The sequence below is a fragment of the Stenotrophomonas sp. CFBP 13725 genome (assembly GCF_014841935.1).
Taxonomy (GTDB): Bacteria; Pseudomonadota; Gammaproteobacteria; order Xanthomonadales; family Xanthomonadaceae; genus Stenotrophomonas.
This window is the reverse complement of the sequence record NZ_JACYUV010000001.1, coordinates 555,812-579,565: the sequence shown is the minus strand read 5'-3', so window position 1 is coordinate 579,565 and position 23,754 is coordinate 555,812. Positions and strand designations below refer to the sequence as shown.

Below are 23,754 nucleotides of genomic sequence, written 5' to 3'. Positions count from 1 at the left end.
CGAGTGAAGCCAGCAATTTGGCCAACCGAATCTATTTCCCCGCCTCAAACGGCACCAGCGACGCCCACACCAGCAACAACACCAGCCACAGCCATCTCCAACGCCCCATGCCGTGCCATGCCGCGCGCCAAGGCCCCGGCAGCTTCTCACCACTCATGCCTGCCTCCTCTTTGCTGCCGATCGCAGGGAATCCACGGTACGCAGTCCATAGAGATATACCCCGGTAAAGCACAGACCGGTCAGCAGGGTGCCGGCCAGCAACCAGAGCAGTCGGATGGACCAGCCACCGAAACTGCCGAAGTGCAGCGGATCGGCCATTTCTGCAATGCGCTGATGCACGCCCAGCGCGCGGCCGTCATGCATGCCCATCACCTGCCCGGTATGCAGGTCGACGGCGATGTTGTTTGCTCGCTCCCGCACCAGCCAGGCGTCGGCTTCGCCCATGAAGAGGATGCTGCCGCCATCGACCGCGGGAATGGCCGCGAGGATGGCGAGCCCGGGCCATTGCTGGCGGACGCTCGCTACCGCGTCATCGACGGCGGCCGGGTCTACGGGGGCAATGCGGTCGCTGCCCTTGGCCAGTTGCATCGTGGGCGCAGCCGGTGCATCGCCGCCGAGCGATTCGATCAGGTACCACGCCCCGGTCAACCCGATCAGCAGCAGAAACCAGAGTGACCACACCCCTGCCAAGCGATGCACATCGCCCCACAGGCGGCGCGGTCGCGAAGGGTCGGGCCGTTTGAAGAAACCCCGCCACCACTTCTTGTAGATGTAGAGGCTGCTCACTAGCGAAAGCAGCAGCGGGATGGAGAGCGCCGCCACCAGTGGCACGCCCCAGACCACCGGCAGCATCAGGTGGCGGTGGGTGTTGCGGAGCAGCCGTTGCGTATTGAACCAGCCGGTGTCGCCGGTCACCCGCGCGGTATACGGATTGACCCAGACGAAGCGTCGCTTTCCATCGGGCAGGTGCATCTGCGCGCGCGCCGCGAACAGGCGGGTATGGCCGGCGGTGATGCCTTCCAGTTCCCAGTCCGGATGTGCCGTCTGTGCGGAATGGATGACCGCACCCCAGCTGGCCTGCTCGCCCCCGTCAGCCACGCGCATGGGGGAGTGCAGCAGCCAGTCGATCTCCTGCGAGAACACCGCCAGCGTTCCGGTGAGGCAGACAAAGCCCATGAACAGGCAGAGCTTCAGGCCCAGCCAACTGTGCAGGTCGAACCACAGCCGGCGCCCACTCCCGCTGCGCGCAGGGCGGGTGGGGTGCGCTGGCGTAGGCTGGCGCATGGGCAGGCTCAGAAGGAGTAAGCCGCTTGCACGTACACGCGGCGTGGCTCACCCGGGAAGTGGCCGGTGCGCTCGGTGAACCCACTGGCGGCATAGACCTTGTCGAACAGATTCTTGATGTTGGCCTGGAACTGCCACTGCTGCCACTGCGTCTTCCAGCTCATGTCGAACACGGTGTATGGCTTGACCCGTTGACCATCCAGGCTGACGCGCTCATCCACGTAATCGGCGCCGAAGCCGATGGCGGAGTTGATCGCCGGCAGGTCGTAGCGTGTCCACAGGCCGAGCTTGTTCTGCGGCGCATTGGCGAAGCGGTCGCCCGAAGCATTGGTGATGCCGTTGCTGCCGGCATCCTTCACCCGCGCATCGTTGTAGGCGTAGGTCAGGTTGAGCACCCAGCGCTCGGTGACGTCGGCCAGCAGATCCAGCTCCATGCCCGTGCTGCGCACGAGGCCCAGGGCGGCCAGCTGGTTGACGCCGTCCACGATCTCGCCGGTGGCCTGCACGATATTACTGCGGTCGATCCGGTATGCGGCCAGGTTCAGGGTCACACGCTCGGCCAGCAGGGATTTCAACCCGACTTCCCATTGTTTGCTGCGCTCGGCATCGAACGGGCCGCCCGCCTCGGCGCTCTGGTTGGCCGCGCTCTGGGGCATGAAGCCGCTGGCGATGTTGGCGTAGACATTGACGCCGTCGCGCACGGTATACGTGCTGCCCAGCCGCCAGCTGATGTCGTTGCCATCCACGCTGGTGCCGGCAATGCGGTCATCGTCCTTGAACCCGTCCCAGCGCAGTCCGGCCAGCACATGCCAGCGCGGTGTCAGGGTCAGTTCGTCCTGCAGGTAGCCGCCATAGCGCTTGCTGCGCGTGCTCGTGCTGCGCCAGGGCAGGGCGGCCAGGTTGTAGTCGCGCCACGAACTTGCGCCATACACCGGGTTGAACAGGTCGATGCCCGGCACCGGGCCGGCACCCCGCGCCAGGTCGGCGCTGTTGGCCGTCTGCGCGGTGAAGTCCGCATCCTGCTGGTACACATCGGCGCCGAACAGCACCTTGTGCTCGATACTGCCGGTGCTGACGCGCCACACGGCGTTGCCGTTGGCCGTGAATGCGTCGTTGTCGCGGATCTGGTTGCGCAGCTGGCGGGTCATCCATTCGGGCACGCCGTCGCGGTTGCGGTCGATCAGCCCCATCGGCTCGTGGTAGATCTGATGTTCGTTGTTCTCGAACCAGCGTGCACCCACATCCACGTCCAGGTTGCTGCTGGGCGAGAAGCGGTACTGCGCCAGGGCAACCTTGGCGCGCATGTCGAGAAAGTCGGTGGCTTCGTTGTGGTTCCAGCGACGGTCGGTCAGAAAGCTGCCGTTGTCGTCCACAGGCACGCCGCGCAGGCGGTTGCCGCCCAGGTTCTGGGTGATGTCGGTGAACTGCAGGGTCAGCTCGCCGGTGTCGCCGACGTCGAAGGCCAGCGATGCATCCCCGATCACGCTCTCGCTGTCCGCGTTCCAGCGCACGCCCTGTTCGGTGTCGCCATACAGCCCGGCGCGATAGCGCACGGTGCCCGCCGCATTCAATGGCCCGGTGGCGTCGATCGATGCGGCCCTGAAATCGTTGTTGCCGGCCTGCAGTTCGATGCGGCGCTCCGGGGTGGCTTTCGGCTTGCGCGTCACGTAGTTGATGACGCCCCCAGCATCGCCGCCGCCGTACAGAGCGCCGGCCGGCCCCTTCAGGACCTCCACGCGCTCGATGTTGAACAGCTGCGGCACCGAAAAACCAGCATAGGGGTCGCCACGCAGGCCGTCATACAGCACGTTCTCCTGGCGAAAGCCGCGCAGGGTCACGCCGGCATAGCTGAAGAAACTGATGCCGCTGATGCTGCGGTACAGGTCGGTGATCTGGCGGGCCGCCTGGTCTTCAATCAGCTCGCGCGGCACCACCTGGATGGACTGCGGCACCAGCGCCAGTGGCGTGTCCGTGCGCGTGCCGACCGTGGCGTCGTCCACCCGGTAGAGGCTCTGGGCGCGACCGAGCACCTGCACAGCGTCCAGCTGGCGCACATCGGGCGAGGAGGGCGGGGCCGCATGGGCAGACGCACAGGCCGAGGTCAGGGCCAGGCCCAGGGCAGAGAAGCGGAGCGGCTTGCAGGTCATCGAGGCGGCGGTCAGTAGGTGCGAATGAGAAATATTAACATGTAGGCCGATCGCGTCGACCCTTCGGTTTGAGGTCCGGTCTGATGTCGTGGCGACGCCGAAGAGGCTGCAGGCGCAGGACATCGTCGGCGATTCCAACGCTGGGATCGCCACAGTGCCGCGTCGACCCTGCCACTTCGCCAGGCCATCCATAGCCGTATCCGTGACCAATTTCGTTACCCGCCTTCGCCTGCAGTCAATTATGCAAGCCCGCCTGTGCAACGCATCTGTAAAATCGTGTTTACCTGTCGATGGTGATTGAGGTCAGCTCTTGTCAGTTCGCGCGCTCGCTCCAGACGATTTCGAAGCCGCCAGTGCAATCTGCGTAGCGGCATTCGCACAATCGGTTGCTCCTACGGTTACCGCTCAGGGTGTCGCGACATTCGGCTCGATCGCAGCCGCGTCATCTTTCGCCAAGCGTTTCGTAGGCGACAACAACATGTTCGTGTTCGAAGAGACTGGACGCGTAGTCGGTGTGATCGAGCTCAAGGAAGGCCGGCACATTTCCATGCTGTTCGTCGACCCGAACGCCCAGGGGCGCGGCATTGGGCGACAGCTGGTTGAAGCGGCGCTGGCGCAGGCTCGGGCCGATTTGATCACCGTCAGCGCGTCGCTGCCCTCGGTGCCGGCATACACGCGCTACGGATTCGCCTTGGCCGGTCCGGTGGCTGAAGCTGCTGGGCTTATCTATCAGCCCATGAATCGCGCTCTGGCTGCCTGAGTGGCGTCCAAAAAATGATCGGCCAGGCGTGGGCAACGTCGGTCAGGCCAAATTTGGTAGCGCGCAACGCCGGGCCAGAACGAAGCGACCGCACTTGGCCATTTACGCTCTGGCGGCGTCAGAGCGAGCAGATGACAAGCCCGCATTGGGGAGCGCTTGCCGATTGCTGCACTGCTCGCATTGCATTACCAAGCCCCCGGTCAGGTGGTGGATTGCCCCGTCGGTGATGGTGGTAACGTGGCCACACCGCAGGCAACGGGCCGTGATGGAATCGACCACCTCGTCTTCAGCCTCGGGAATACGGACCATTTCGAATCTCAGGATCTGGAATGCGCCGGTGTTCGTCATAGCTGATCCATGTTGTGACCTGCACTGAACGTACGCTCGCGCATGTGAAGTTGACCTCACCCTTTCGTGGGCCTAGCATCAAGGGCTCTTGAGGGCATGAGCACGCTGCTTTCATATTTCCCAAAGTGGGCGCAATGCCAATTCGAGCAATTGCTTACACCAGCAATGCAAGTCCGGGGCTTTCCCTGGCGTCAGTCCAAGATTTAGTCCGAAAAGCCGCTGCGTTCAATATGCAGGCCGGCGTGACGGGCGTGCTGTTATTCGACGGCGAACGGTTCTTCCAGTACATCGAAGGGCCGGAGGACGGCTTGTCTGTGGCCTTCGCCCGTGTGATCCATTCTGAGGCCCACACCGGCATTACTGAGCTGGGCCGCGCGCGGACAGGTGGGCGCCACTTTCCTTACTGGTCTATGCGGGTGCTGTCCACGGATGAGCGGGACATCAGCAAGCTTGTGGCCAGTGCGTGGGACAGTTTTGCTCTCCGTCCGGTTCGTGATGAGCAGACCTTGCCTACCGGCGTGGAGGAGCTGTCTCAGATTGTGCTCCCGCACGTGGTGGGCGGCCTTTCGATCTCTGTCCCAAGCCAACCGTAGGCGATGCACTGCTTGTGCGTGCAAGGCCGACTATTTGAGCAACGCCTGCCATCACTATCAGGCAACGGTCTGCCAGGAAGACGCGGTCATCGCCGACGTTTCGGTCATGATGGGTAGTGCTTGCCGTGACTGGGGGTTAGGGCTGTTTTCTTGCATCTGCGGAACGTGAAAGGGTTTGCCTGGAATCACGAGCACGTGTATCGCATCTACTGCGAGCTGGAACTGAATCTCCGGATCAAGCCACGCAAGTGCATCATCCGAGAGACCCTGGAGCCGCTGGCGGTACCGGAGGCGGCCAACCAGACCTGGTCGCTGGATTTCCTGCAGGATCCGCTGGCCGATGGGCGAAGCATTCGGCTTCTGAATGTATTGGACGATTTCAGTTGGCACGGACTGGCGACGGAGGTCGATATCTGACTGAATGCAGCGAGGCCCGATAGGTCTTCAATCTTCAGGAAAACTTGCAGTCTAGGTACTGAAACACGGACCGGGCGGCGTTGATCGCGAGCATGGCCTCATCTTTATCCAGCAGAGCGTCGTTGGCATGAGCCAAACTGCCGTGGTTGCGAACTGGATTGAGGCAGTCAATAACATTGCTCAACGACCTCAAAATATTGTTCATTGTTTCCGATTGGCTTCCCAAGTCGCGCAGGCTCGGGTGCTCTGTTCGAAGAAGCTTGAATAAGTTAGTGATTGTTGCGCTTGGCGGTGTTTCAAGGCCTTGCGCGTGACAAACAGCTTTCAGGTAGGCATGAAGCGCCGTATGGACGCGATCAACCGCGTGCGTTGGGCCCGCGCTTTGGATCAGCGTATTGGCGTCGGCAAGTGCGCGCTTCAAGATATCGCTCGTGATGACGGGGTTGCTTGCTTGCACTGAAAGCCCATCGGCGCATCGCATAGCCAGCGCTAAAAGTTTTTGATAGGCCTGTGGCGTCCGAAAGTGTTCCCCTCCATGCGGATACTTCTCGGCAATGCCTCGAAGAATGGCTGCTTGTTGGTGTCCTTCAACGCCACTTAGGATGGCCAGAAATCGCTCGCGCGTTGTGTTACCGCCGAAGGCATCGAGATCCAGGTCCAGGTCGCAGAAAGCTGAATAAAACTCGCGGTGGGTACGGTAGGAGAAGTCGCCCAAGTAGCCACCCTCCACGCCGACGTAGTGGTGGACTACCCAATGAATCTCACTGCTTCGCAACTCGCCCACAGATCACCCCTTAATCGGCTGGAACACTCGTCGCATTAAGAGCATTATAGGCAGACGCTTTGGGGCAGCGAAGGGGCGTTCGACGCCCGGCCTGGCCCCGTAATCAGGGAAAAGTCAATGGATCAGACGGCGCTGGCACAGGCAGGTGAAGAGTCCTCCTCGCTCCGGGGGGCTGGTGGCCTTAATGACAAGATCGAAAGGGCCCGCTTGGAGCTTTTGGATCTGTCGACGCGTAATCGACTCCTTCACACGCCCCGAGGCGGACGCGCGAAGACCATCGAGGTTGCCCATGAGCTGGCCAAGGCGATGTATCAGACCTTGGTCATCGACGGTAAACGCTTCACCTTCGTAGCAGGCAAAGAAGATCCAAAGCGGGGCAGCGCGATGCCTGGCATGGATGAAGATGACACGGAGGTTTTCCTGGATGAAGCGCCGGAAGACCCGGATCTGATCGCGCAACCAGACTTTGAGCTCGATGAGAACGGGCGCGTCAAGGCGCATTGGGATGCGCATCTCACAACGCGCCTAACGCCCACGGGCCTGCAAAAGCGTTTATTGGATCTCTATATGGACGCGCGGACGCTCCAAGAAGAGCAGGGCGTCAATGTCCTTTACTTGGCGGTCGGCTACTTGCGCTGGCGCGCTACCTCCACGCCGCAAACTGACCGCTTTGCGCCTTTGGTGTTGATCCCCGTTCAATTAGAGCGCAGCACAGCAGGCGAGAAGTTCCACCTTAAATGGACCGGCGACGACATCCAAGCGAACTTGTCATTGCAGCTTTTTCTGCAGCGCGAGTTTGGTCTTCGTTTGCCGGGCATTGAGGAGTTCGAAACACTCGATATAGATGCCTACTTGGCGTCGGTTGAAGTGATGCTGGAAGGGAAAGAAAGCTGGGGCGTGCTTCGCGATGACGCCATCCTTGGGCTTTTCTCTTTCGCCAAGTTCATGATGTATCGAGACTTGGACCCCCAAGGCTGGGTGGCGCTTGGCGGTATGGAGTCCATCCCGACGCTTCGCGGCGTCGTTCAGGACGGCTTTCCGGGTGCGAGTCTGACGGATGAAGCAAGCAATCTGGATTTCATCATCCCTCCCGAGAAGATGCGTCATGTCGTTGATTGCGATTCGTCGCAAGCCTTGGTGGTGCACGATGTGCTCCAAGGCAACAATATCTTGGTGCAAGGGCCGCCTGGAACGGGTAAGTCTCAGACCATCGCGAACATCATCTCTGGCGCTGTGGCTGAGGGTAAGCGCGTGCTGTTCGTGGCCGAAAAGATGGCCGCGCTTGAAGTTGTCAAACGGCGGTTGGACCATGTCGGTGTGGGCGTGGCGTGTTTGGAGCTTCACAGCAACAAGGCCAACAAGCGTTCTCTTCTGGAAGAACTTCGGCAGACGCTGAGCCTAGGTGAACCGAAGCGAACCAGCACGGCGCCCATCATCGAGCAGCTCACCGAGCGACGCGACACGCTCAACGCCCATGTTGCGCGAGTCCACGAAGCTCATCAGCCGTCTGGACTGACGGCCTACCAAGTCTTCGGACACATGGTGCGCCTGCGTCGCTTGGGCTACACGACCCAAAGCCTGCCTCTCGCAGAACCGACCTCTTGGGCGTCCCATCAAAAAGACGAGCGGGAATCGCTCCTGCGCGAACTTATCGAGCGAATTGAGGTAATCGGCGTTCCAGATGAGCACGCTTGGAGCGGCGTTCAGAACGACGGCCTCTTGCCGAGTGAACGCGATCGGTTGCTCATTTTGGTCGCGGAAGTGAGCGAGCGATTGAACGATTGGGAGGCATCTACCACCGAGCTTCACAGTGCGCTGGATCTTGCCCCTCCGGTTCGGTTTGATGACGCCGGCCTTGCTGTTCAACGCGTTAAGGCTCTGCTCGAAGCGCCGAAACTTGGTTCCAATGCGCTTCAGAGCAAGGTTTGGGATGAGCCTGATCGTGCTTCGAAAGTCATCGATGCGCTGGAAAACGTTCAGAAGGCGAGGGCGTCGGTCGAGGGACGGATCAAGGTAGAGGCGGTGGAGCAAGACTGGGACGCTACCAGGGCCGCTTTGAGTTCCTTGCCAGACAGTTTCGTTTTGGGGAAAGAGCTTGCAACGCTAGGTGCTGCACACAGTGCCTTGGCCCGGATCCTGCCTGACCTGACTCGGTTGACGCAGCTTCTGGCCGAGAGGGCGCCACTTACTCTGGATCTGGCCCTTCGACTGGTTGCCATTGCTGAGCGCGCGACGAGCATTCCGGAACTCGACCGCGATGCGTTGGTAGCTCACATTTGGGACCGAGGCGTTGATGCAGTCGAAGATATCGTGGTCGACGTTGAAACGGTCCAGCGGGCAAAATCAAACTTGTCCACGGTCTTCCGAGACGCAGCTTGGAGCAAAGACAGCGCGGAGCTTGAAGAGGCGCGTGGGCAGCTGGCCATGCGCGGCACAAGCCTGTTCCGCTTCCTGCGTGGAGATTGGCGTCGCGCCAATCAGACAGTCCGCACACTGCTTTCTAATCCCAAGCTGCCGGTTCTGGACATGCTTGGGTCGCTCGATGTGCTCTTGGATGCCAAGAGCGCTCAGAAAAGAATTGTTGAACACGACACCCAAGGACGAGAGGCATTTGGCTCGAATTGGCAGGGTGAGCGTTCGAATCCATCGTTCCTCAGAGGAGTCGTGGCCTGGATGCGTACGCTTCGTCCCTTGGGAAGCGGAGTGCGCGAGCGTTTGGCCGATATCGGTGATCGGGTGCTGGCAACCGAGATCGCCAAGCGTGTGAAGCCATTCTTGGAAGAACTCAGTCGCAATCTTTCGCCCGTGCACGAAGCGCTGCTTGCAGCTGAGCGTAATCCTTGGGGCGAGGAGACAGTCTTAAAGCGTGTTGCGCTCTCTGATCTCACGGATAAATCTGCCCTGTGGTTCGCCGCATTTGAACAGGCAGCATTCTTGCGCGGGTCAGAGGATCTGCCGGTTGAGCAGGCGCTTGCCGTGATTGGGGAGATCCAGCAGGCACAAGCAGCACATGCTGCTTATGAGGCCATGGCAGAGGATGGAGGCGCTGCGTTCGGCTCGTTCTGGCTTGCGCTTGAAGGTAAGCCGGAGGAGCTTCGCGAACTTGTGTCTTGGATTGAGCAGAATCCTGAGCTTCGCCCATTGGCAGCACGTATCAGTGAGCCTCAGCTGCTGTTGGGCCAAGCCGAGCGCGCTTCGTCGTCGGCAGGCGTCTTGGCAGGGGAAGTAACAGATCTTCTGGTTGGCCTGCAGTTTGAAGGTAGCGACGAGATCACGCGCAATCCGAGCCACGCTCCTTTGGCAACGCTCAAAGCACAGCTGGCAAGCTGGCAAGCCGACCCGGAGGGCCTTAGGACTTGGGTGGCGTATCTGGCCATCGACAACGAAGCCAAGCGCAAAGGACTCGGCGCGGTGGTGGATGCGCTTGCTGAGGGCAACCTCGCCGTTGCTGATGCTTTGGGCGTGTTTGAGCTGTCTTACTACGAGGCGGTGCTTCAAGCATTGGTGCAGCGCGATCGAGCCCTTGCAAGCTTTGACGGGCAGCGGCAATCGCAAGTGGTGGCAAGCTTCGCAAGCCTCGACCAAGAGCGCATGCAGCTCGCTCGCTACGAGGTCGTCAAAGCGCATCACAGCAAGATCCCGCGTCAAGGTGGCGCGACTGGGCCGACCGCCGTCTTGATTGGCGAGATGGCGAGAAAGAAGGGGCATCTGCCGATCCGCCAACTGATGCAACGGTGTGCCCCCGCGATCCAGGCGCTCAAACCCGTCTTCATGATGAGCCCGCTTTCGGTGGCGCAATTCCTGCCGGCAGGGGCGCTGGACTTTGACATGCTGGTCATCGACGAAGCGAGTCAGGTGCAGCCCATTGATGCGCTCGGTGCTATTGCACGCGCCAAGCAGTTGGTGATCGTCGGTGACGAGCGACAATTGCCGCCAACGCGCTTCTTTTCTAAGGCCCTTGGCGATGGCGGTGACCGGGATGACGACGAAGGCGGGGCGCAGGCGTCAGACGTTGAGAGCATCTTGGGGCTTTGCCGTGCGCGAGGCTTGCCCGAGCGCATGCTTCGTTGGCACTACCGGAGCCGCCATCAGTCCCTGATCGCCGTTTCCAATCAGCAGTTCTATGAAGGCAAGCTCTTCATTGTTCCCAGTCCGTACACCAGCGAGGCGGGTGTTGGTTTGCGACTGCATCATCTGCCAGAGGCCATCTACGACCGGGGCAACACGCGCACCAATCCGAGAGAGGCCAAGGCCGTAGCGCTCGCGGTGCTGGCGCATGCCCAGAACACACCGCAGCTCACACTCGGTGTGGCGACCTTCTCCACTGCACAGCGTCGTGCCATTCTCGACGAGCTGGAATTGCTGCGCCGCCAGCACCCGGAAACAGAAGGATTCTTTGCGGATCATCCGGCAGAGCCCTTCTTCGTGAAGAGTTTGGAAAACATCCAAGGTGACGAGCGCGATGTCATCTATATCTCGATCGGCTATGGCCGTGACGCTCAGCGTCACATGACGATGAATTTTGGTCCCGTGAGCAGCGACGGCGGCGAACGCCGCTTGAATGTGCTCATCAGCCGTGCCAAGTCGCGCTGCGAAATATTTACCTCTATCACCGATGAGGATATCGACACCGATCGAGCCAAGGGCAAGGGTACCTTTGCCTTGAAGCTCTTTCTGAACTACGCCAGGACTGGTCGTCTTACGCTCACCGCGGAGGAGCGCGACGCCAAGCAAAGCGTGTTCGAGCAAGAGGTCGCCCAAGCTCTCCGCGCGCGGGGCTACGATCTTCACACCGATGTGGGCCTGGCTGGCTTCTTCATCGATATCGCGGTTGCCAATCCGGACGAACCTGGGCGCTACATCTTAGCGATCGAGTGCGACGGACAATCGTATCGAGACGCAAGAAGTGCGCGTGATCGGGATCGCTTGCGTGAGAGCGTGCTCCGTGACAAGGGCTGGCAGGTTTACCGCGTTTGGAGTTCGGACTGGTTCCATCGTCCGGAGGCCGAGCTTGAAAGGCTTGTTGCGGCCATTGAACGCGTGAAGTCCGAGGCAGGCGCCTTCGCGTCCAAGACTAAGGTTTCGCACCGTGCGGTGCCTGTTGAGATCCTGACCGTTGATCGCGGTGAAGTGGCCGAGATGGGGCTCATCGAGGCGCAAAGTCCGCTTGACACTGAGCATTACATCGAAGCTTCCTTTGCCGTGCCAAGCAATCAGTTCGAATTGCATCTGGTTCCAACAGGGCAACTCGCGACCATTGTGCGGCAGATTGTTGAGGTGGAAAGCCCCATTCATCGCAGCGAGGTAGTCACGCGCGTCCGAATGCTTTGGGGCTTGCAGCGTGCTGGCTCGCGCATTCAACAGGCGGTTGAAGAGGCGATTAGGTCGGTAGTGTCGCTGGGTTGGGTGCAGATAATCGACAAGGACTTCTTGGCCGTTCCGGGGAAAGAGGTCCGCGTACGGGACCGCTCGATGGTCGAGTCATTAACGCTGCGCCGCCCGGAATTCCTGCCCCCTTCCGAAATCGACTCTGCTCTGATCAAGGTCGTGCGGGATAATTTGGGCGCGAAGGCTGAGGAGTTGGTAACGATGGTCTCGCGGCAGCTGGGATACAAGAGCACAAGTCCACAACTTCGGCGGGTCATTCTTGATCGCTGTGAGGCCCTCGCCGGTGCGGGGCGATTGGTTTCGAAGGCTGATCTTTTAGTGGTGCCCTGATCGGCCGCTGGGGCATTTACCCTTGACGTTGATCTTCGCCGACTCTAAGGATGGTCTGAGCAGATCAACCGCGTTCGTGAATTCGCGCGCCGAGCGGGTTCTGCGCTCTATCTGAACAGCAGATCTTGTTGTAAGCGGGGTTCGGAGGGGGCCGGTCGGCACTTCCAAAGCCCCACTTCCATCGAAATCCACCGCAGCAGTCGGTTGCGGGTTGCGCTTGCCTCACAAATCGAGCATTGCGGGTGATCGTCTCAGACTTTGCCTAGCCTGCCGGCCAGCGGCCGGCACTACCGTCGGATTTCGTGCAGATTTATTCAGGCCTTCCCTAGGGAGAGCCACGAAGCTCAATCCCTACGATGCAGGCGGCGACGCAGAGCGCCCGCTGCCGCCGCGATAGCCAAAGCAGGCACGGCCAGCACCAGCGTGTATACCAGTCCGGCCAGCAACAGGGGGCCAAAGCCCGACGCCACGACAACCACCGGCACCTGCACCACCATGAACAACACTCCCCATAGCCACGCGCGCCGTGGAAAACAGGCGCCTAGAACCGCCGCAATGGCCAATGCAATGGGATAGACGACAGTCCAGTACGCGGGCGCGTCCCAAGGCTCGCCCCCCGGAGTGCGCCAGGCCACCAGCACCCAGAAAATCACCCCGACTGTCAGCGTTACGACGCTCGCTGCAAGCAAATTATTTTCTTTCCGCATTGTTGGTCTCCCGCACGAACATGCAGCATCTCACCTTCGCTATTGATGGTGTATGACCAGCACCCGCATCAGGCACGCAGCAGCCAGGCACGTTAACTTGCTATCGCATTTCGTGCAGCTCCACTCAGACCTTCCCTAGAGAAAGTGGCCACCAGGCGCCCCAATGCCTTGGGCCTGAACCTTGACGCGCAGCGCGATAACAATGCTTGCAACCAGCATGGTGATCGCCGCGACCACGAAGACCGTCGTGATGCCGCCCATGCCGAAGACGAGGCCGCCGAGTGCCGCCCCTGCTGCAATGGATGACTGCACAGCAGCGACCACCATCCCGCCGGCACTCTCTGCCTGATCCGGAAGAGCGCGAGCGACCCAGCTCGACCACGCGACCGGGACGCCGCCGAACGCCAGGCCCCACAGCAAGACGAGGAAGCTCAGCCCCGTGACGTTCACGGGGAGCAAGACCATGCCAAGCGCCGCAATGGCGACCAGCGCGGGCATCACAACGAGCGTGGCGCGCAGAGTGCGCTCCATCAGCCAGCCCGCAAATAGAGTGCCGACAAAGTTGGCCACGCCGAAGCCGAGCAGCATCAGGGCGATGCCATCAACATCGATCGCCGCTAAGGTTTCCAAGGCGGGACGGATGTAGGTGAACAGCGAATACTGACCGGTATGGGCCAGCACGCAGCCTGCCATCCCGACGGCAATCCCGGGCCGACGCAGCAGTGCCACTACGGACACCGCATGCGTGGTCGAGCGAGGGGCCATACGTGGCAGCGTGAACCACTGGAACAGCAGCGTCAGGCTGCCGACCCCAGCAGCCGCCCAGAAGGCGCTCCGCCAGCCAAACAAGCCGCCCAGGTAGCTGCCGAGCGGAACGGATACGACGGTGCCCACGGCGATGCCACTGAAAATGATCGAGAGGGCGCGCGGCACCCGATCTGCTGGCACAAGGCGCATCGCCACGGCCGCTGCCATGCTCCAGAAGCCGCCCAGTGCGATGCCCAGAAGAACGCGCATCACCAGCAGGGTGACAAGGCTGTTCGACACCGCGACCAGCAGATTGGACAGGATCATCAGCACTGTGAAAGAGAGGAGGACATGCCGTCGGTCAAACCGCTGGGTCAATCCAGGCACCAGCAGTCCGGCAAACAGAGCGACGACCGCCGTCACCGTTACCGCCTGTCCTGCGAGTGCTTCTGACACGCCCAGGTCTGTTGCCATAGGCGTGAGGAGGCTTGCGGGCAAGTATTCGGCCGTGAGAAGCCCAAAGACGCCCATGGCAAGCGAGAACACAGCGACCCATGCCGGCGGCGGCAGCTCTCCCACTGGCTCTGCGGGCACCTCGCGTGCCGGTTCAACGACGACATTACTCATTGCATGGTTCTCGACGAAGCGTGGAATGCCGAGAGTCTAGGGATGCGATGCCGGATGATCTATGATCATATGACCTGAAGTTTTGATCGAAACACCGAGCCCTTTATGAGCGAGCATGCTCCCGCGCCTGCGGATCTGATCAACCAGCTGCTGGGCGATATGCATCTGCACGGCGTTGAATATCGCCGTATCCAGACCGGCCCAGACTTTGGTTTGGGATTCGAGTTCAAGCCGGGTCACGCCTACTTTCACTACATTGCGGTTGGCAGCGCTGTGCTGCGTTGTGACGACGGAAGCGAGCACGTGTTGACTGCTGGGGATGCGGTGTTCATGCCGCGCGGCGAGGGTCATTCGCTGGTGTCCAGCCAAAAGCAGCGGGTAAGACCCATCGACAGCTTTTCAGCAGCGCCCCTCAGCGATTCAGTGGCGGGGGTCGACACGTGTCCGAGCACGCATGCGGTGCCCAGTGCGGTGCTCTTCTACGGACGCATGGCGTTTGATCTTGGTGGCATGCAGGGCCTGAGCAAGTTGATGCCGAGCGTGATGCTTGCCGGTTACAACGACGCCCAATTCGCTGGACTTATGCCGTTGATCGATTCAATGAAGCGCGAGGTGTGCTCAGGTCGGATCGGCTTTGCCGGCATATTGGCGCGACTGGCGGATGTGATTGCGGCCATGATCGTGCGGGGCTGGGTGGAGCGGGGGTGCGACGATGCGTCGGGGTTGGTTGCAGCATTGCGCGATCCCCGCTTGGCTCGGTCATTACTGGCGCTGCATGACAACCCGGGCCGGGACTGGACGGTAGACACCTTGGCGGCGGAGTCGCACGTGTCCCGATCCGTCTTCGCCGAGCGCTTCCAGAGCACCATCGGCGTGCCGCCCCTCCGATATGTCACGCAGATCCGGATGCATCTGGCGACACGGTGGCTCTCGGTCAACCAGCTTCCGATCGAAGAGGTCGCGCTTCGCTTGGGCTACACCTCGCAAGCGGCGTTCAGCCGAGCCTTCAAACGAGTGAACGGTCAATCGCCTGGCGCGAGCAAACGAAATCGGCTCGCCTGACGGCACGTTGCCACGCTCAGCTGCGCCCACGCGACAGCCCTCCCGGGCCCGCGACAAATCGGCAGGACGCGCGGAGTCAGTCAAACACCCCCGCAGCCGAAAGCCTGAGCAACTCATCCACGACGTACCGCACCTTGGGACGCAGGTTGCGTGTGCGAGGCCACAGCGCGTGAATCTCGATGTAGTGCTGCGCACAGTCCTCCAGGACCAGCTGCAGTGAGCCTGCCTCCAGATAGGGGCGCACCAGGGAAATGGGCATTTGACAGACGCCAAGACCGCCGACCGCAGCTGCGATGACCCCATCTCCATCGCTCAGGTGGTGCGTCCCCCTCGGAACAAAGCCAGGCTTCATATTCTCTGGGCCGACGCGCCACGGGACGGCTTGTCCATAGCGGAGTCCGACGATGCTGCGATGGGTGCGGAGGTCATCTATCGTACGGGGCACCCCGAAGGTCTGGAGATAGGAAGGTGATGCGCAAAGCACCAGCCGTTGGTGGCCAAGCTTGCGCGCAACCAGACTGGCTGAATGTTCGAGCGCTCCGAATCGAATCGTCAGATCGATGCCTTCTTCAACGGGATCGACCAGGTGATCCGTGAACGTCAGCGTGTAGTGGAGGTCGGGATGCGCAGCACCGATGCGCAGCAATATCGGCAGGAGTACGTGGCGCCCGAACGAGGTCGGCATGTCGATGCGTAGCCTTCCGACAGGCAGGGATGACCTGGACGCCAAAGATGCCTCGGCGCTGGCGATTTCCTCCAACGCGGCAGCGCATGTGGCGAAATAGGATTCGCCGTCCGCCGTGAGGGCGATTCGCCGCGTCGTGCGATGGAAGAGGCGCACCCCCAGCCTGCTCTCCAGTCGCGCGATGGCCTTGCCCACGGCCGACCGCGATATCCCGAGCGTCTCGGCTGCCTCCGTGAACGTAGTCGACCGGGCGGCGGTCACGAAGGTCGTCAAACCTGTCAGGGATTCGACAGCAAGCATGCGGATCCTATTGGGGAATTGTGTTCCCTAATGAGGGGATAGTTGGCTCCTTTATGCCGCATCCTGTCAACCTTATCTTGGTAGTCACTACATCGTTCGAGACGTCCGTTATGACACCCAAGCTGTTTGCACCCTTTGACCTCGCTGGAACACCGCTTAGCAACCGCGTCGTGATGGCGCCGATGACTCGCGCCCGGAACCCTGGCTGCGTTGCCAACGCGTTGACGGCGGAATACTACGCACAGCGATCCAGTGCGGGCTTGATCATCAGCGAGGGAACGCCCGTGTCGCCGGAAGGTCAGGGTTACATTGATGTCCCGGGGATGTGGTCCTCGGAACAGGTTGCCGGTTGGAAACGTGTGACCGACGCAGTGCATGCGGACCAGGGCAGGATCTTCGCCCAGCTGTGGCACGTAGGGCGCATGTCGCACTCCTCTCTGCAGCCCGGCGGTGCGGCTCCGGTCAGCGCAAGCAGCCGGCCGGTTGCTTCCAGCTCGAAGAGTTTTGCCTTCATCTACCGCGAAGACGGGTCGCGTGGGACGGCGGAGCCAAGTCAGGCGCGCCCACTCGAAACCGAAGAGGTGCAACGGGTTGTGAGCGACTTTGTCGAGGCGGCCCAGCGGGCGCGCGAGGCCGGCTTTGATGGGATCGAGATTCACGCCGCCAACGGCTACCTGTTCGAGCAGTTCCTCAACCCGGTGACGAATGACCGGACGGATGCTTACGGTGGTTCGCTGCAGAATCGGGCGCGCCTGATCCTGGATACGGTCGATGCGATCGCCAGCCGGATCGGGTCGAGCAGGGTGGGTATCCGCCTGGCTCCGAATAACCGTCAGTTCGACATGCCGGAGTACGCGGAGAACGAGGCCAGTTATCTGTACCTCGCCAAAGAGTTGGGCACCCGGGATCTCGCGTACGTCCACCTCAACAACAATTTCTCCCATGGCGAGTCAGCCCTCGACGAAGCGTTCCTGCGCACATTCAAGCGTGCTTATGGCGGGGTCGTTATCTTGGCCGGTGGCATGACCCGCGAATCCTCGTTGAGGCTGGTCGAGGAGGGAGTAATCGATCTGGCAGCCTTCGGCCAGCCCTTCATTGCCAACCCCGACCTGGTAGAGCGACTGGAGAGCGACCTTCCGCTCGCGCTGCCTGATCGCGCGACGTACTACGGCGGCGGCGCAGAGGGATACACCGATTACGCGCGGGCTACCTGACCGTTAGAGATGGATGATCGGCCCCGGAAGGGGCGATCATCCGCTCACTGATTTGCTATGTTGAACACGCCCGATCCAGGGAAACCAGAGGTGTGGCGCTTCAGTGATAGAGACCCGCCTGCTCCAACAGTTCGTTGCCGTCGCCGAAGAGCTCCATTTCAATCGGGCTGCCGAGCGGTTGCACATGGCGCAGCCCCCGCTGAGCCAGGCGATCCGCAAGCTTGAGAGCGCTGTCGGTGCACCTCTCTTCGTGCGCACCCATCGCAGTGTGGCGCTGACCCCGGCCGGTGCGGCATTTCTTGTCACGGCGCGCACCACCCTGAGCGCTTTGGAGGAGGGGGTAGCGCAGACGCGACGGGTTGCGCGGGGGATTGAGGGCCACCTCACGCTGACTTTCATCAACATTGCGCCCTATACCCCTCTGTTACGAGCACTGCGTGGTTTTCGAAACGCCTGCCCCGGCGTTGCGTTCACCATGGTGGAGGCCACGACCCAGGAGCAGGTCATCGCGCTGGAGCAGGGCAGGGCGGATATCGGATTCATGCGGACGCCAGGAACGTCTGTCCCGCACTTGCGCATGGCCACCGTATCCAGCGAACGGATTTACGTGGCGCTGCCCGCCGGCCATCGGCTGGAAGCGGCCCCGACCATTGAGCTGGCGTCGCTCAAGGACGATGCGTTCGTCGCCTCACCGCGGACGCTTGGCAAGGGGTTCCATGACCAGCTGATCAGCCTTTGCCAGGCAGCAGGGTTCGTTCCCAACATCGTGCAGCACGGCCGACAGATGCAGACCCTGATCGCCTTGGTGGCCGCCGGGTTTGGTGTGGCACTGCTCCCCGCGTCCTTGGCGACGACTGCGCGGGAAGATGTAGTGTTCCGCCCACTCCAGGCGGACCCATCCGATGAAATGGCCCGCCTGGACCTGTTCATGGCGTGGAACGAAACCCGGGCATCCACACTCCGCGACCGGCTGATACAGGCTGTCCTGCAGAGTCTGTCAGCGTCGTGACCTGACAAGACGCGCCGCGTCTTGCTGCAGTATGTAGAGCGTCCTTCACCAGCGCCACGCCAGCCACTACGCTTCGGCAGCATCGCTGTTGAGGATTTTAAATGCCTGCCGCCATCTATGTATTTTCGCTGTGCGCATTCGCGTTCGGCCTTTCCGAGTTCGTTGTCGCTGGCCTGTTGACCGCGCTTGCCGACGACCTTGATGCACCAATCTCCCTCGTCGGCACGGCCATCGCCGCCTATGCACTGGGCGCCGCCATCGGTGCGCCTTTCCTCACTGCGCTGGTCGCCCACTGGCGGGACAGGAACATCCTGCTTCTGGCAACGGCATTGCTTGGGGTGGGCAGCTTGCTGATGAGCGCGTCACCCAATCTGGTGTTCCTGCTGGTTGTTCGCTTCGTGGTCGGGCTGGGCCACGGCGTGTTCATGGCGGTGGCCTCCGACGCAGCGACAAGGCTCGTGGATCCACAGCGGTCAGGCCGGGCGCTGTCGGTGGTGTGGATTGGATTGACGCTTGCATTGGCAATCGGTGTTCCCCTGGGCACCTATCTGGGAAGCCTGTGGAGTTGGCGGGTGGTCTTCCTGGCCATCGGCGTACTCAGTGTGGGGGGAATGCTGGGATTGGCACTGTCCATGCCACGCGGCGAGGTCGCGGTGGACTCAACCGGCGGCGGCGCGTGGAAGGGCATCCAGGCGGTCGCCCATCCCCAGCTGCTGGTGACGGCCAGTATCGGCGCACTCGTCAGCATCGCCACCTTCGCGTTCTTTACGTTCGTTTCGCCCTACTTGCAGCAGGTAACTGCGGTGGATATGCAGTGGCTGAGCCTGGGGATGTTGTTGTTCGGCGTCTGTGCGATCGCAGGCAATCTGCTGGGTGGATTCCTTGCCGACGCGATGGACGTGGATCGCAGTATCCGATTTGCGTTGATCGCATTGGCGCTGAATCTGCTGGGGTTGTACGGCTTCGCACGCATGCCGGTCCCGATGATGATTCTGATCGGCACGCTGGGCATCTGCTTCTTTTCTATTGTGACGCTGCTGACCCTTCGGCTGCTCCGGCTGGCTCAGCGCTTCATTCCTGCCTACAGTTCGGTGGCAGCGGGATTGAATATCGCTTCCTTCAATCTGGGGACCGCGCTGGGTGGTGCGCTGGGAGGCCTCACGATAAGCTTTGCGACCTTGGCTTCCGTCCCGCTGACGGGCGCGTCGGCCGCGGTGCTGGCCCTCGTGGTGCTGTACCTGCAGAGGCGGTGGATGAGCGAGCCGTCAGAGGACATGCCGCAACAAGCCGGGCAGGGCACTTGACTCAAACACTGGCACTGCAAAATAAGGGAATGGCATGAAGGCGTACTGGAATGACTGCGGCGAAGGGCCAACGTCTGATGCCCCCGTGGAGCTTGATCTCGCGCAGACGCAGTTGGTCTGGTCCGATGAAGTCCGAGGGGTGGAGGGTAACTTTCTGGGTATCACGGATGGTTCCGGAAACACAGTCCAGTTCTATTTTACCGAGGGCATTCCAGACGACGTTGAAGATGCGAGTCATCTCACTATCGTTCTTGTCGACTTTCCCGTCATCGAAGAGCGCGGCTCGTACTCAAAACAGGTCGCCATAGGTGAGGTCGCCGGACTTGTAGCAAAAGTGTTTGAGATGGGAGCGAGCTATCGGTCTTTCAGTGGCTTGCGTTTTGTCGAGTGGTAGATATCGAGGAAGTGCGGGCCCTGCGGACGCGCGCGTGACTGAACATCCCGGTCCGGTACACTTCAGATAGCGCGTTCGCCACCTTCGGAGAGTCCCGGTATGCCGTATCTCAGTTTCCATGTCTCTGCGGACGCATCGCAAGCCCAGTCAGACGACGTCGCACGTGTCCTCACGGAGCTTACAGCGACCGTGCTCGGCAAGAAGCGCGAGCTCACTTCGGTCGAGATAAAGGCAACGTCGCCTGAAAGCTGGTACATCGGTGGCAAGCGTGTTGCGGGGCAGGACGTGGTGACGTTCTACCTGGACATCAAGGTAACCGAGGGGACCAATACCAAGAATGAAAAGTCCCAGTACGTCCGCCAGGTCTTTGATGCGGTGGCTGAAATCTTCGGGCCACTGGCACCTGCGAGTTACATCGTGATCCACGAAGTGCATGCAGACGCGTGGGGCTATGAGGGGAAGACGCAAGAGTACCGTTACATCTCTGGTGCCTCGCTCTAAGGCGCCTATCGGTGCATTTCAGGATTTCGTTGCGGCTGGCCTGACGGTGATTCCCTTGGACTACGGCCACATCCGAAAAAGTGAGCGATGCAGCCGACTGCCCACTCAAATTCCCCTGCTCTCCACATCCGGAAACACCCGCTCACAGAGAAAATCAACGAGCGCCCGGATCTTCGGCGAGGGATGCTTGCTCGCCGGCCACAGCACATGGAACACGCCGCTGCGCTGCACGTAGTCACTCAGGATCGGCGTGAGCCGGCCATCAGCCAACGGCTCGCGCACCGCGAAGTCCGGAAGGTAGGCAATCCCAAGCCCGCGCAGTGCAAAACAGACGCGCGTCTCGATGTTGTTGCAGATCATCGACGTGGGCAGCTGTAACTCTGGGTCACCTGATGCCTGCACCAGTGCCCAGGTCTCCAGCTTGCCGCTGTTGGGAAAGCGGTAGTGCAGGCAGGTGTGTTGCCGTAGATCGTCTGGCGCCATGGGCGTCCCTCGACGTGTCAGATACACCGGCGAGGCCACCAGCCGCATCTGGAAGGCGCCCAGCCGACGGGCCGACAGGCGTGAATCGGCCGGCTCGCCCGTGCGAACCACCGCGTCGAAGCCTTCTTCGATCACGTCGACCATCCGGTCGGTGAAGTCCAGATCGAGCTCGATCTCCGGGTACGCCTGCATGAACTCGCCGAGCACCGGCAGCACCAGCGAGCTGACCAGCGGCAGGCTGATCCGCAGCCGTCCGCGCGGGGCGGCGCTTGCCTGCGACAGTTCCATTTCGGCCGCCTCGATCTCAGCCAGGATGCGGCGGCTGCGCTCCAGGAAGAGCGTGCCCTCGGCCGTCAACGTGACGCTGCGCGTGCTGCGGTGGAACAAGCGCACCCCCAGCTTCTCTTCCAGCCGCGCCACGCTCTTCCCCACCGCCGACGCCGATACGCCCAGCAGCCGTCCCGCCGCGACGAAGCTCCGCGTTTCGGCGACCTGCACGAACACCACGAAGCCGCTCAGGCTGTCCATGATCTTTTCACTGTCCATTGCGGACAAGGTGTTCCGCACATCGAGGAACTGTAGCCCAGTTTTTCTTTAATCGCCCGGTATCTATCGTCATGGCCTGACCCACGAAACGAGTTCAATGCCATGGCGCGTCATCCAATTTCTCTGCGCGAGCATCTCCGGCCTTCATCGCTGGCCCAGCGTGTGGAGCAGGCTGAGTTCCGTCCCGTGTTGGCTGACGACCGCCCCGCAACCCTGACGACGCAGAGGGGCACTGCCGCCCAAGAGCGCCTGCCGCTGGCCTCGCTGCTGGCGCTGGCGATGGCGGCGTTCATTACCATCCTGACCGAAGCGCTGCCTGCCGGTCTGTTGCCGCAGATGGCGCACAGTCTGGCGGTGTCTGAAGCCTGGGTCGGGCAGACCGTCACCCTCTACGCCGTGGGCTCCCTGTTGGCGGCGATTCCACTGACGGCCTCGACGCAGGGCCTACGTCGCCGACCCCTGTTGTTGGCGGCCCTTGCGGGCTTTGTAGTGGCCAATACCGTGACGACATTTTCTGCCAGCTATGTGCTGACCATGGCGGCGCGTTTTGTGGCGGGCGTGTCGGCCGGACTGGTGTGGGCGCTGCTGGCCGGTTACGCCGCGCGCATGGTTCCGGCCCATCAGAAGGGCCGTGCGATTGCGGTTGCGATGGTCGGCACACCGTTGGCGCTGTCGCTGGGCGTACCCGCCGGCACCTACATTGGCAATCTGGTCGGCTGGCGGATGTGCTTTGGCATCATGAGCGCGCTGGCGCTGGTGCTCATGGTGTGGGCACGCATCAAACTGCCAGATTTTGCAGGCCAGCCCGCCGGCAGGGCGTCGTCGCTGCGACAGGTCTTCACGTTGCCCGGCGTGCGCCCGGTCCTGTTCGTCGTCCTGGCTTTCGTATTGGCGCATAACGTTCTCTATACCTACATCGCGCCGTTTCTGTCGGCGGCGGGCATGGTGGAGCGGACAGACGTGGTGCTGCTGGTGTTCGGCGTCTCGTCGCTGCTGGGGATCTGGATCGTTGGTGTACTGATCGACCGTCGGCTGCGTGCACTGACGCTCGCCAGCATGGCGTTGTTCGGAATGGCCGCGTTGGCGCTCGGCGTGGCCGGTGATGCGCCCAAGGTCGTGTATGTGGCGGTGGCAGCCTGGGGCCTGGCGTTCGGTGGGTCGGCGACGCTGTTCCAGACAGCATTGGCCAACGTGGCAGGGGACGCTGCAGATGTCGCACAGGCGATGCTGGTCACGGCGTGGAACCTGGCGATTGCCGGCGGCGCCCTGGTGGGAGGCGTGCTGCTTGAGCGGGTGGGCGTCCACGGTTTCCCGCCGGTCTTGCTGGGGCTTTTGGTGGCGGCGCTGGGGGTGGTGTGGGCAGCCAGGCGGCACGGGTTTTCTGCTCCGGTGCCCCCGCCACCATTTGCCCACAAAACCGAGCAGCGCTAACCTCCCGCAATGACAATTCCACTCTCCGCAGCGCCCGAGACCGTCCGCGGCCCCGCTGAGCATGATGTGCGCACCCAGATCATCGAGGCGGCCACGGCGCACTTCAGCCACTACGGTTATGACAAGACCACGGTGTCCGACCTGGCCAAGGCCATCGGCTTTTCGAAGGCGTACATCTACAAGTTCTTCCCGTCCAAGCAGGCCATCGGCGAAGTGATCTGTGCCAACTGCCTGAGTCAGATCGAAGCGGACGTGCATCAGGCACTCAGTGCGACGGCTGCGCCGCCAGAGAAGCTGCAGGTGCTGTTCACGGTGATTGTCGAGTCCAGTCTTAGGCTGTTTCTGCAGGACCGGCGCCTCTACGAAATCGCGGTCGCGGCCGCGACCGATCAGTGGCCCTCGGCGCAGGCCTACCAGGCCCGTATCCGGAAACAGGTCGAGGGCATCCTCAAAGAGGGGCGTGCATCGGGCGAGTTCGAGACCGTGTCAGACCTGCAGATGACGAGCCACGCGGTCTATCAGCTGCTGGCCCCGTACCTGAACCCCGTAACGCTTCCCCATCTGAAGGCGTTGCACGCTGAACACCCTCAAGCGCTGCAGCAGCTGGTCCTGCGGAGCCTTGCGCCACAACGATAGTGACCATTGACGAAAACGGTCACTAGGAACAGAATGCATCCGGATATCCCACTCCGG

19 protein-coding genes and 1 pseudogene are annotated in these 23,754 nt (G+C 61.6%); 12 read left to right on the top strand and 8 right to left on the bottom strand.

What is annotated here, in order from left to right; all coding sequences use genetic code 11:
• Positions 1–31 precede the first annotated feature (31 nt).
• Genes IFT65_RS18835 through IFT65_RS02525 form a run of 3 tightly spaced genes read right to left on the bottom strand, consistent with a single transcriptional unit; the run spans position 32 to position 3,431 of the window.
• On the bottom strand, positions 32–157 hold the full coding sequence (locus IFT65_RS18835) for a hypothetical protein (protein WP_274602776.1): 126 nt from the start codon (positions 155–157) through the stop codon (positions 32–34).
• A complete protein-coding gene (locus IFT65_RS02530; RefSeq protein ID WP_192079895.1) occupies positions 154–1,284 on the bottom strand; it encodes a PepSY-associated TM helix domain-containing protein in 1,131 nt (376 codons plus the stop codon). Before IFT65_RS02530 ends, IFT65_RS18835 begins: the two co-directional genes overlap by 4 nt.
• A gap of 8 nt (positions 1,285–1,292) precedes the next feature.
• A complete protein-coding gene (locus IFT65_RS02525; protein ID WP_192079893.1) occupies positions 1,293–3,431 on the bottom strand; it encodes a TonB-dependent receptor in 2,139 nt (712 codons plus the stop codon).
• Positions 3,432–3,741: 310 nt separating this feature from the next.
• On the opposite strand from IFT65_RS02525, the gene IFT65_RS02520 reads away from it, so the two are divergent.
• From IFT65_RS02520 to IFT65_RS02510, 3 genes and pseudogenes are all read left to right on the top strand, one after another.
• The gene (locus IFT65_RS02520) at positions 3,742–4,191 is read left to right on the top strand and encodes a GNAT family N-acetyltransferase (protein ID WP_192079892.1); all 450 of its coding nucleotides are present in this window, start codon (positions 3,742–3,744) and stop codon (positions 4,189–4,191) included.
• 482 nt (positions 4,192–4,673) lie between these two features.
• Positions 4,674–5,132: a BLUF domain-containing protein gene (locus tag IFT65_RS02515; protein WP_192079890.1), complete on the top strand. Its 459-nt coding sequence runs from the start codon at positions 4,674–4,676 to the stop codon at positions 5,130–5,132.
• Between the two features lie 76 nt (positions 5,133–5,208).
• Positions 5,209–5,543, top strand: a pseudogene (locus tag IFT65_RS02510) (IS3 family transposase); the annotation flags it as partial.
• A gap of 40 nt (positions 5,544–5,583) precedes the next feature.
• Here the strand turns inward: IFT65_RS02510 and IFT65_RS02505 are convergent.
• Positions 5,584–6,333, bottom strand: coding sequence for an abortive infection family protein (locus IFT65_RS02505; RefSeq protein WP_192079887.1), 750 nt, complete (start codon positions 6,331–6,333; stop codon positions 5,584–5,586).
• A gap of 117 nt (positions 6,334–6,450) precedes the next feature.
• On the opposite strand from IFT65_RS02505, the gene IFT65_RS02500 reads away from it, so the two are divergent.
• Entirely contained in the window at positions 6,451–12,051 is a 5,601-nt protein-coding gene (locus IFT65_RS02500) for a DUF3320 domain-containing protein (RefSeq protein ID WP_192079885.1), read from the top strand.
• Between the two features lie 344 nt (positions 12,052–12,395).
• Here IFT65_RS02500 and IFT65_RS02495 read toward each other — a convergent pair whose 3' ends face one another.
• Positions 12,396–12,758, bottom strand: a complete 363-nt coding sequence (locus IFT65_RS02495; protein ID WP_192079883.1) for a hypothetical protein — start codon at positions 12,756–12,758, stop codon at positions 12,396–12,398.
• 135 nt (positions 12,759–12,893) lie between these two features.
• Positions 12,894–14,132, bottom strand: a complete 1,239-nt coding sequence (locus IFT65_RS02490) for an MFS transporter (protein WP_192079881.1) — start codon at positions 14,130–14,132, stop codon at positions 12,894–12,896.
• A gap of 105 nt (positions 14,133–14,237) precedes the next feature.
• Here IFT65_RS02490 and IFT65_RS02485 point away from each other — a divergent pair, with 105 nt between their 5' ends.
• On the top strand, positions 14,238–15,194 hold the full coding sequence (locus IFT65_RS02485; protein WP_192079879.1) for an AraC family transcriptional regulator: 957 nt from the start codon (positions 14,238–14,240) through the stop codon (positions 15,192–15,194).
• Positions 15,195–15,270: 76 nt separating this feature from the next.
• Here IFT65_RS02485 and IFT65_RS02480 read toward each other — a convergent pair whose 3' ends face one another.
• Complete coding sequence (locus IFT65_RS02480) at positions 15,271–16,179, bottom strand: LysR family transcriptional regulator (RefSeq protein ID WP_192079877.1); 909 nt, start codon at positions 16,177–16,179, stop codon at positions 15,271–15,273.
• Between the two features lie 110 nt (positions 16,180–16,289).
• Between IFT65_RS02480 and IFT65_RS02475 the strand changes: the two genes are divergently transcribed.
• The 5 genes from IFT65_RS02475 to IFT65_RS02455 all read left to right on the top strand — a co-directional run bounded on the left by IFT65_RS02475 (position 16,290) and on the right by IFT65_RS02455 (position 20,601).
• On the top strand, positions 16,290–17,393 hold the full coding sequence (locus tag IFT65_RS02475) for an alkene reductase (RefSeq protein WP_192079875.1): 1,104 nt from the start codon (positions 16,290–16,292) through the stop codon (positions 17,391–17,393).
• 103 nt (positions 17,394–17,496) lie between these two features.
• Complete coding sequence (locus tag IFT65_RS02470) at positions 17,497–18,402, top strand: LysR substrate-binding domain-containing protein (RefSeq protein WP_192079873.1); 906 nt, start codon at positions 17,497–17,499, stop codon at positions 18,400–18,402.
• Positions 18,403–18,503: 101 nt separating this feature from the next.
• Complete coding sequence (locus IFT65_RS02465) at positions 18,504–19,706, top strand: MFS transporter (RefSeq protein ID WP_192079872.1); 1,203 nt, start codon at positions 18,504–18,506, stop codon at positions 19,704–19,706.
• Positions 19,707–19,740: 34 nt separating this feature from the next.
• On the top strand, positions 19,741–20,100 hold the full coding sequence (locus IFT65_RS02460) for a hypothetical protein (RefSeq protein ID WP_192079870.1): 360 nt from the start codon (positions 19,741–19,743) through the stop codon (positions 20,098–20,100).
• Positions 20,101–20,199: 99 nt separating this feature from the next.
• Positions 20,200–20,601 (top strand): tautomerase family protein, encoded by a 402-nt coding sequence (locus IFT65_RS02455; RefSeq protein ID WP_192079868.1) that lies wholly within the window; start codon positions 20,200–20,202, stop codon positions 20,599–20,601.
• 105 nt (positions 20,602–20,706) lie between these two features.
• On the opposite strand, the gene IFT65_RS02450 is transcribed toward IFT65_RS02455, so the two are convergent.
• Positions 20,707–21,612 carry a LysR family transcriptional regulator gene (locus IFT65_RS02450; protein WP_192079867.1) on the bottom strand — a complete coding sequence of 302 codons (906 nt, stop codon included), beginning with the start codon at positions 21,610–21,612 and terminating at the stop codon, positions 20,707–20,709.
• A gap of 120 nt (positions 21,613–21,732) precedes the next feature.
• Between IFT65_RS02450 and IFT65_RS02445 the strand changes: the two genes are divergently transcribed.
• Together IFT65_RS02445 and IFT65_RS02440 are read left to right on the top strand one after the other, a co-directional pair.
• A complete protein-coding gene (locus tag IFT65_RS02445) occupies positions 21,733–23,061 on the top strand; it encodes an MFS transporter (RefSeq protein WP_197973952.1) in 1,329 nt (442 codons plus the stop codon).
• A gap of 9 nt (positions 23,062–23,070) precedes the next feature.
• A complete protein-coding gene (locus IFT65_RS02440; RefSeq protein WP_192079865.1) occupies positions 23,071–23,697 on the top strand; it encodes a TetR/AcrR family transcriptional regulator in 627 nt (208 codons plus the stop codon).
• The last annotated feature ends 57 nt before the right edge of the window (positions 23,698–23,754 follow it).